Annotated in this window: 7 protein-coding genes; 5 read left to right on the top strand and 2 right to left on the bottom strand. The window is 52.6% G+C overall.

Translation table 11 applies throughout. The features are described 5' to 3' along the window. Together ACXJJA_RS08805 and ACXJJA_RS08800 are read right to left on the bottom strand one after the other, a co-directional pair. On the bottom strand, positions 1-250 hold a 250-nt coding region (locus ACXJJA_RS08805; RefSeq protein WP_456487846.1), incomplete at its 3' end, for a homocysteine biosynthesis protein. Positions 251-355: 105 nt separating this feature from the next. Then, the gene (locus ACXJJA_RS08800; protein ID WP_456487845.1) at positions 356-2,902 is read right to left on the bottom strand and encodes a class I mannose-6-phosphate isomerase; all 2,547 of its coding nucleotides are present in this window, start codon (positions 2,900-2,902) and stop codon (positions 356-358) included. A gap of 108 nt (positions 2,903-3,010) precedes the next feature. Here ACXJJA_RS08800 and mtnA point away from each other — a divergent pair, with 108 nt between their 5' ends. The 5 genes from mtnA to ACXJJA_RS08775 all read left to right on the top strand — a co-directional run bounded on the left by mtnA (position 3,011) and on the right by ACXJJA_RS08775 (position 8,259). Continuing rightward, entirely contained in the window at positions 3,011-4,027 is a 1,017-nt protein-coding gene (gene mtnA, locus ACXJJA_RS08795) for an S-methyl-5-thioribose-1-phosphate isomerase (RefSeq protein ID WP_456487844.1), read from the top strand. Positions 4,028-4,266: 239 nt separating this feature from the next. Then, on the top strand, positions 4,267-5,598 hold the full coding sequence (locus tag ACXJJA_RS08790; RefSeq protein WP_456487843.1) for a hemolysin family protein: 1,332 nt from the start codon (positions 4,267-4,269) through the stop codon (positions 5,596-5,598). Between the two features lie 206 nt (positions 5,599-5,804). Continuing rightward, complete coding sequence (locus ACXJJA_RS08785; RefSeq protein WP_456487842.1) at positions 5,805-6,341, top strand: metal-dependent hydrolase; 537 nt, start codon at positions 5,805-5,807, stop codon at positions 6,339-6,341. Then, a complete protein-coding gene (locus ACXJJA_RS08780; protein WP_456487841.1) occupies positions 6,338-7,378 on the top strand; it encodes an AAA family ATPase in 1,041 nt (346 codons plus the stop codon). The genes ACXJJA_RS08785 and ACXJJA_RS08780 overlap by 4 nt, the downstream gene beginning before the upstream one ends. A gap of 110 nt (positions 7,379-7,488) precedes the next feature. Then, positions 7,489-8,259, top strand: coding sequence for an FmdE family protein (locus ACXJJA_RS08775; RefSeq protein ID WP_456487840.1), 771 nt, complete (start codon positions 7,489-7,491; stop codon positions 8,257-8,259). Positions 8,260-8,739 lie beyond the last annotated feature (480 nt).

Below are 8,739 nucleotides of genomic sequence, written 5' to 3'. Positions count from 1 at the left end.
CTTCGACATCGTTCAGCCAGACCCGCTGCATTTTTATCGGCGGGTCGGCGTGCCCGAAATTCAAAAAGACGCCGCTCGAACACATCGCGCCGAACGTCCCCGTCGTCACGACGTCAACCTCGCGAGCTGCCCTCTCGGCGCCGAGCTCCCGCACGAGCTCCGTCATCTCATCCGCGGTCACCACCGAAACGCTGCCGTCTCTTATCTTCTCGTTTATCTCGGCGGTGCTTTTTTTGACTTTTAAGTCCATGCCTCTGCTTTGTCCGCTTTTTTTCTTAAACATTACTGGGCGGATAGGTTATTGAGGGAAGGAGTGTGTTACAAGCTCCTTTGACCCGTGCGGGAACAAACAGCACTACGTAGGATTGCGCAACTCCCTTGGAACCGCACAAAGCACCTCGCAGATAGTGTTGCTCTCTACCACCACTTCGAAACTGCCGACGCTCGCAGGCACGAGTGTCGTTTCGTTTTCGCTTACGTTTATGGTCAGCATCTCGCCGTTACTGCACTTCAGCGTCAAACGCCCCCGCACGCACGTCAGCAGCAGCGGCACGTTTTTAGTATCTATCTTAAGCTTGCTGTTGTTAAGCTTAAGATGCCGCAACTCAAAACGCTCGTCCTTCACGAGCAAAAGTTCTGAGACGCCGTCATGCCGCTTTAGCACCTCAGGCATCTTCTTCAAACCCTGCCCGAAACCAACGTCGTCGAATTTCAAAACTTTGCTCGCATGCTCCAAGTGGAGCTCGCGCCCCCTGTCGTAGTCGTAAATCCTGAAAGTTCGCCCTGAAGAGGTGCTGACCTCATAAACCTTCGTGCCACCGCCGAGTGCGTGAGCAACGCCCGCAGGGATGTGAAAAACGTCGCCGACGCCCACTTTAAGCTCATTAAGGAATGCGAGGCTGAAATTACGATTACGCACGGCGTCCCAGAATTTGCGCGCCACAGCTCTCTCGCCGCCGCAGCGCAAGCTCTCTGCGATGCCTATGTAAATCTTTGCGCCTTCTGAGGCTTCGAGGACATACCACGCTTCGTTTTTGCCGAACGCATCTCCGAGCGTTTTTGCATAAGCGGCGTCGGGATGCACCTGCACCGAAAGGTTTTCATCCGCTTTTATTATTTTCACAATCAGCGGGAATTCATAACGTTGCACAGTCGCCCCTTGAGCGTCGGACACGATGCAGCTTTGCGCAACGCCACCCAGAACCTCAGGGAAGAGCGTTGCAAGCTCCCAGAGCCGCAACTTCAGCCCTGAGGGTAGCGTAACACAATTCCGGGACGACACGCACCAGAGCTCGTAGCCCCATGGCTTGTCCTTGACGAAAGCATCCACTTTAAGCGGCATTTTTGCAGCGTCCTGCAAGTTCTCCCTTAAAACAGCCGTCGCCTCTTCCAAGCATGTATCGCCTAGGGCATCGCCTCGCATCCCCATCCTAAAAAGCAGAAGGCTCGTCCTGACGTCGTTAAGCGTCCTCAGCAGCGCTTCTCTGTCGCCCGCAGCAATGGCGGACGCAACATTCTCTATCCTATGTCTCGTATCCTCAAGTTCCTTCTGGCTGACACCTTTCATCATCTCTGCAACCTCTCGCAGCGAGAAATCATTTTCTGGGAGCCGTGAGTGCCACCACTTCTCTTTATCGCCCCTTTCTTCACCAATTCTGATTTTCAGCCGTATTCTCCCCTCAATAGGATGGAAAACATCAACTACGCATTTTCCCTCCTCGTGGATTTCTGCATGGTCTACGACATTGTAAATGATACAGCGTTTCGCCTGCACCCTGCTGAGTTTTGAATCTATCATGCAAGAATCTTCCAGATTTGCGTCTTTGGCGACGGAATCGAAAACGACGCACCTCTCAACGTTGCCGCCCGAAAAGCTTGAGCTTTCGAAGACGGAGTTATAAACTTCACAGCCAAGAGACTCCGTTCTTGGCGCTACGTGCAAAAATTCCCTCAACTTCGACCCCACATCGGTCAAAATGCTCATTAAACTATTGTAGTAGCTCTCATTCGTCCCAAAATCCACCCAAACAGCGTTTTCACTTAACGGGATGCTCTTTATTAAGGACAAGCCGCCTACCCCCTTTAAGGCTTCGCTTAACCATTTCGCCCGCTCACGTAGCCAGCCCTCGGCGCTTGCTTCCGACGAAATCCAAAGCTGCCAAAGCTCGTCAGAGTTGAACTTCCCGCTCCTTGCGTCGAGCTGCTCCCTGAACGCCTCAAGCATTTTCTCGGCAGCGTCGCCGCTCATCAAAAACGTCCCCATATTTATCATGACTCCAACGTCGCCCGCCGCTCGCTGCAAACGCTCAAGCTTCGTTTTTACTGTGTCATAATCTCTGGAGTCGTCGAATTCAAGAAGCTCGCAGCCCTCGCCGCACCTAACAATCTGAATGCCGTAGTTGCTCGCAATCTCCGCAGTAAGCTCAGGGACGCTCAACCCGAAGAGAAGGACGTGCGTGCTTTCCGCACAACGTCTTATCTCGTTAACGTCATCTTCAAAAAATATGAGTTGGTCGCCCCACGTCACTAAAATCCTCGAAGGTATGGAAATTTCTTGAAATTGCTTTATCACGGCCTCCAGTAACGTCAGCCTCGGCAGTTTTATAAAAGATTTGTTCAAACACGCTCTCGTGAGGAGGTTTCTCGTGCCCTCGCCCGCTGTGTGCACGACTAAGACGCTCTTGTCGCGCTTGACTTCCGCCACGAGGTTCTTGCCGACGGCGGCGCTCGCATTTTTGAGAGCAAACAGCGTTCCAAGACCGTTTCCGGCGGCGCCCTGCCATGCTGCCTCTGAAACTGGTATGAGCTTCGAGTCGAGAACGACATCGCTCGAAAGCGACATTCGCCTGAAATCTTCTACCTGCGTGTCGTCTGGAAGCACAATCACCACATAATCGAACATTCATTTTAACATGAGGTGATGAAAACTAAAAGCCTTCGTTGGTGCTTTTCGAAACCAGATACACGGCTACCGTAAGTCAAAAATAGCATATCCTCCCTCTCTCTTTGAATGCTACCGAGAACGATTGAGTGGGACGATACAAGGAACGTCATAAAAATGATAGACCAGACTCGGTTACCAGCCCGCCTTGAAGTTCTGGAGTGCGGCGATGTTGACTCGCTGATAAAGGCGATAAAAGAGATGAAAATCAGAGGCGCTCCCGCTCTTGGAGTCGCTGGCGCCTTCGGCGTCGCACTTGCAGTATTTAATGCTCAAAGCTTTGAAGAAGTGGAAGATGCTGCAAGAAAGCTCAGCACCGCAAGACCTACCGCCGTGAACCTGAGCTACGGCGTTTTGAGAGCAATGCATCGTGTTCGCACGGCGAAAAGCCTCGAAGAGGCGAGGCGGGCGGCGCTCGAAGAGGCGAAGAAAATGGCGGAGGAGGACGTTGCGACGAATCGAAAAATCGGAGAGCACGGCGCCAGTTTCCTTGAGGACGGCGACGTTGTCATGACGATTTGCAACGCTGGACGCCTCGCATGCGTTGATTTTGGGACGGCGCTCGGCGTCATACGGGCGGCGGTGGAGAGAGGCAAGCGCATAAGAGTATTCGCCTGCGAAACGAGACCCCTGAACCAAGGTTCAAGGCTCACCACCTTCGAGCTTCTTGCAGACGGCATCCCCGTCACGCTAATCACGGACGGCATGAGCGGCTTCGTCATGCAGCAGCGGCTTGTCTCTAAAGTCATCGTCGGCGCCGACCGCGTCGTCAGCGACGGTTTCTTCAACAAAATCGGCACATACTCGCTGGCGGTCCTCGCAAAACACCATCGCATCCCGTTCTACGTGGCGGCGCCGCTCTCAAGCTTCGACCTCGGAAAACGCTCTGAAGACGTGGAAATAGAAGTGCGGAGCGCCGACGAGCTCAAGTTCTTCTGCGGCGTCCAGATTGCGCCGCTCGACGTCGAAGTTTACAACCCGGCGTTTGATTTTACCCCCCATAAGCTCGTCACGGCATTCATCACCGAAAATGGCATATTCACACCAAAAGAGCTTTCAGAATTACAATCTGCTGAGAAAAGATAAGCAGGAGTGGAGTTCGGAGAGGTCACAAGCTGCAGCTCAGGCTTGAGGAGTGCTGGTGAGTTTGCGGAAGCTGAGAGCGCAAGAGGTCCTGAGCGCCCACGTCCCAAAAAGGTTTAGGCACGAGCTCGCACTCAAAAATGGCGCAGCTAAAAAAGTAACTTACTGTCTGAGCAGACGCTTTTATGTCCAAAAATTTTATAAAGCTGCAGCCCTAATTTGAAATTGGTGAGGGCAAGGAGTTGATAGACGTAAGCGTAAAGCTTTTAGCATTGATAATATTGTTCTTGCTCTCTGCATTTTTCTCAGCGTCAGAGACTGCTTTGGTGGCAATAAGCAGGATAAAAGTAAAGAAGCTGATTAATGAGGGGAAAGAGGGCGCTGAAGAGATCCACGAGCTCAAAAAGGATCCTGATAGCCTGCTCACGACCATTCTCATCGGGAACAACCTCGTGAACATAGCGGCGTCCGCAATCGCTACGTCGCTCGCTATCGAACGCTTCGGCAGCCTTGGCATCGGAATTGCGACCGGCGTCATGACGCTCATCATCCTGACGTTCTGCGAAATTTTCCCGAAGACGCTCGCAGCCAGAAACCCGGAGGCGGTTTCGCTAATAGTTTCGAAGCCTATAAGGCTCTTAGTTCATATTTTCCGCCCGGTAGTCCGTGTTTTCACACTGATGGTAGTTGCGTTCAGGAGGTTGCTAAGGTGGGCGCCGTCGAGTGCAGTTGAGACGGTTTCCGAGGAGGAAGTGAAGACGTTACTTGACATCGGCGAGGATGAGGGTGTCTTCGACGAGGACGAGAAAGAGATAATAGAGAGGGTCTTCGAGCTTGACGACATCACCGCTGTAGATATAATGACGCCGCGAGAGGACATGGTTTGCGTCTCGGCTGACTGTTCCGTGAAGGAGGCGGTGGAAGTCATAAAGAAGCACGGATACTCCCGCATCCCTGCCTACAAAGACAACCCCGACAACATCATAGGCATACTCTACGCCAAAGACCTCCTAACGCATGCCTGCAGCGGCTGCGACGGCGATTCGAGCATCAAAAACCTGCTAAAGCCGCCTTATTTCGTGGATTACAGAACGAAAGTGGATGACCTCTTGCGGGAATTTCAGAGGGGGAGGTTCCACATTGCGATCGTAGTCGACGAGGCGGCACGCCCATTAGGCTTGGTGACGCTCGAAGACGTTCTTGAGGAACTCGTAGGCAACATCTTCGACGAATACGACGATAGCGCCAAGCTCGTCGAAGTGCTCGACGAGGACACTCTAATTATCGACTGCCGCATGCGGCTGCGGGACTTCTTGAAAATCACGGGCATCCGAGAAAACGGGACGCTCGCTGCCTTTCACGCTCGCAACGTCACCACGAACGCCGCACCCGCCACCGCCGCCGCAAACAGGCACTTCCTCTCGGTTAAAACCGTCAGAGACCTCGCAACGCAGCTCTTCGGCGAACACCCCCCTGTCGGCACAAAAACTCTCCTCAATAACCACGAGTTGATAATCGAAGAAACAGACGAACAAGGCATAAGCAAAATCAGAGTGAGAAAACTTGATACCTGATTACTTCTTATGCCGCATCTTCTTTCTTCTTTTTTTCAACTTATGCTTCCGCATCTTCTGCCTCCAGCGCTTCCTGCCGCACGGTATCCGCACCACCCCTAAACTTCGACCTAAAAGTTTTTCCTTTTATATGTTTTAAATACTTTGCTCAGCAGAATTAAAGGATGCGGCGGAACGCTCTTTAATGCTCTTACTAAAGGATAAACATGGATTTCCGGGGGCACTGCGCAGTCGCAATGCTCACGTTTGCGCTGTTTGCGCTTGCGATTTTCATATCACCGTTGCCAAAAACGCCCGCAACGCTAATCTTCTCGCTCTTGGCATGCTTCGTCGGCGCAAACCTCCCAGATCTCGATATAAAAACGTCAAAACCGCACAGGTATGCAATGCGGGTGACTGCCGCCGCCACTGCGTTCTTCTTGGCGCTGCTTGTGGTGTCGGTGGTTCTACACTCAGACGTAAACACCCAAAGCGTGCTCTTGAAACTCACGGTGATCTCAGTTACGACATTACTCGTGGTCTTCCTCGTAAGCCGGCTACCGCACCGCGGTCCGACGCACGGCGTTCTCGGCATCTCCGCATACGCATTACTTCTTCTGCTCATCACGCTCCTTTTCGGGTTTCCGCTCGCTGTTGCGTTTCTCATAACGCTCGCCGGCGTCGCAGGCTACGCCTCTCACATCCTCGCGGATGAAGCCTCAACGTTTTTCAAGAAGAAAAAATCTAAGAGGAAAAGGAGATGAGTCTGTGGATTGAAAAATACAGACCGGAGACACTTGCCGAGATAGTAGGACAAGACACCGCCGTGACGTGTGGCGAAAGGTTTTTGGAAAGCGGGAGTGTGTCGAACCTCCTGCTTTGGGGTCCGAGGGGCGTTGGCAAGTTCTCATTCGCGAGAGCCTTATCTTTAGAGCTTTACGGCGACCTTGCGAACTTCGTCTGTCTCGACGCCTCCAATATATTCGAGGGCGGCAGGAAGTATCTGGCTGAGGAAAAGCGCTTCCGCCTGTTCTACGAAGAGCGGGCATCGGTCATTGATACATTCAAGAGAATCATTCGGGAATTCACGGCGCTCGCCCCAATAAACGCCGACTTCAAAATAATCTTCTTCAACAACGCAGAGGCACTGACACTTGACGCCCAGCACGCACTCCGCAGAACCATGGAAAAATACAACAAGACCTGTAGGTTCGTTTTTTCGACGACAAAGCCCGCGAAAGTCATCATGCCGTTGCGCTCAAGATGCGTAGTGCTACATTTTCGGAAATTAGGCGACGAGCACATCGAAAAAATACTAAAAAAGGTGGCAAAGGGAGAGCGGCTGGAGATTTCGGCGGACGCTTTGTCACTACTAAAGGCAAGTGCCAGCGGGAATGCGTTCATGGCGCTCAGCCTGCTACAGGCAGCAGCAGCCCTTTCGCCGACTGTTAAAAGCGAGCGGCGGAATGTGGATGCCGACGCCGTGCGTCTCGCAATAGAAAAGAGCTATGGGGCGGACGCCGCTGCTGCGGAGGTGTTGCTCTCGCATGCGCTTAAAAGCGAGCACGACGCCTTACGAAAAAAGCTCCGCACCCTCCTTGACGAGCGTGGCATGAGTTGCCGGGAGCTGCTTGAGCGCTTGCAGGATGCCGTGAAGCGGAGAGCTACAGACGGATGCATGCCTTCCGAGACTTCAGCCCGTGCCCTTCTGAGAATCAGCGACGCTGACGCTCGTCTTTGCGAAAGTCTGAATGCTGAAATTCACGTTGAAGAGGCGCTGGCGAGCATTTCGGAACTCTAAGCAGAATATAAGCCCAAAGCTCGTTTGAAAAGCTAAGTTCAACACTCTGACCTGGGAGTAGTGAGATAAGATTTATGAGTTTTACGAGTGATATACTTTACGGTGATAACGTGAGAAGTCCAAGAGAGGAGGTTGTTGAAGCTATAAGGAGACGAGATGCAAAATGGCTGTTGGACAAATCCGTGGAGTTTCACGGGCATTACTGCCACAAAGTGGCTTACGGAATAAAAGCAAGCCTCCTTGCGCTGGAAGAGCTTGGCATGAGCGCTGCCGACGATGATATTATGGGAAGCGTCGTCACAATAGTTGAGACTGCAGGTCCTTTCTGCAACGGCGTCCAGCTCGTGCTTGGGACGCTCGGAGGCGCTAATCTCGTGGTAAGAGATTGCGGGAAGCTCGCAATCACACTTCTGAGGAGCGACGGCACTGCCATCCGTGTTTCAGTGCGTCCTGAATTCTTAGACGGCTTTGTGGAGAGACATCCTGAGATGAAGAGGGTGTTCAGAGGCAAGTATGCGACGATTCTCGTCGAAGGCGAGAGAACGCCGCTAACGAAACTACGGCTACTGGAAGTCCTCACGGGGTGCATGAATCCTGAAGAGCGAGAGGCGCTCGTGGAGGAGATGACGAAGCGGCACAAGGAAGCAGTGCTGAAGGAGCTTGAGGCTTCTGACGAGGAAATGTTCAAGGTGGAGCGTAAAAAGCTTGAGTTTTCGGCGTTTGCGCCGGTTTGCGAGTGCACGATGCCCATCGTCGTATGCGAAGCCTGTGGCGACGCTGTCCTCGAAACGCACGTCAGGCTGCGCAACGGTCGAAAACTTTGCTTGGACTGCGCAGGCGAGAAAACGCCTATGCTTGTGGCGGGCAGGCTTCTCTTCTGATGTTGACGAATTCGGCTTGAAGATTACAAAATGTCGATAAGAAAGCCCCTCGTTTCAGGGGATGAATTAAGGTAAGGAAGGTAGGGGGTGGAAGTTGGTTCGTTAGGAAGATGTTGCTGCTAATCCCCTTTAAAGGAGGGCAGGGGAGGCGGGTGGGAAAAGTTTTTATAGCTTGCGTTCAATGGATGAGTAACGAGGCTGTGGGTATAACCTGCGGTCAGGAGCTGCGTGCTCAGCTCGAAGGGGAGCGCTTATGCACACTCCCCCACCTCCCAAGCTTCCGGTGGAAGCCCCCGACTTTATCGGGGGAGGAGGTCACGCTTAAAGTGAAGCTCCCGACCTCAGTCGGGAGAGGCTCACGAAGCTCTCCTTGCCTTTATTTCTTTTATCTCCTCAAGCGTCTCTTTTTCGTCTTCGGTCAGGTAGTCCGCAAATTTTTTTAATTCTTGAATATGGCTTTCAGGCACGTCCACGTAGAGG

This window comes from Candidatus Alkanophaga liquidiphilum (assembly GCF_053996935.1).
The sequence above is the reverse complement of the archived record's forward strand: the minus strand, read 5'-3'. Positions and strand labels throughout refer to the sequence as shown.

What these genes read in the sequence shown, in the direction of transcription:
- ACXJJA_RS08800 (WP_456487845.1), bottom strand. Translation starts at nt 2,902, where the DNA reads ATGTTCGATTATGTGGTGATTGTGCTTCCAGACGACACGCAGGTAGAA.
- mtnA (WP_456487844.1), top strand. Translation starts at nt 3,011, where the DNA reads ATGCTACCGAGAACGATTGAGTGGGACGATACAAGGAACGTCATAAAA.
- ACXJJA_RS08785 (WP_456487842.1), top strand. Translation starts at nt 5,805, where the DNA reads ATGGATTTCCGGGGGCACTGCGCAGTCGCAATGCTCACGTTTGCGCTG.
- ACXJJA_RS08780 (WP_456487841.1), top strand. Translation starts at nt 6,338, where the DNA reads ATGAGTCTGTGGATTGAAAAATACAGACCGGAGACACTTGCCGAGATA.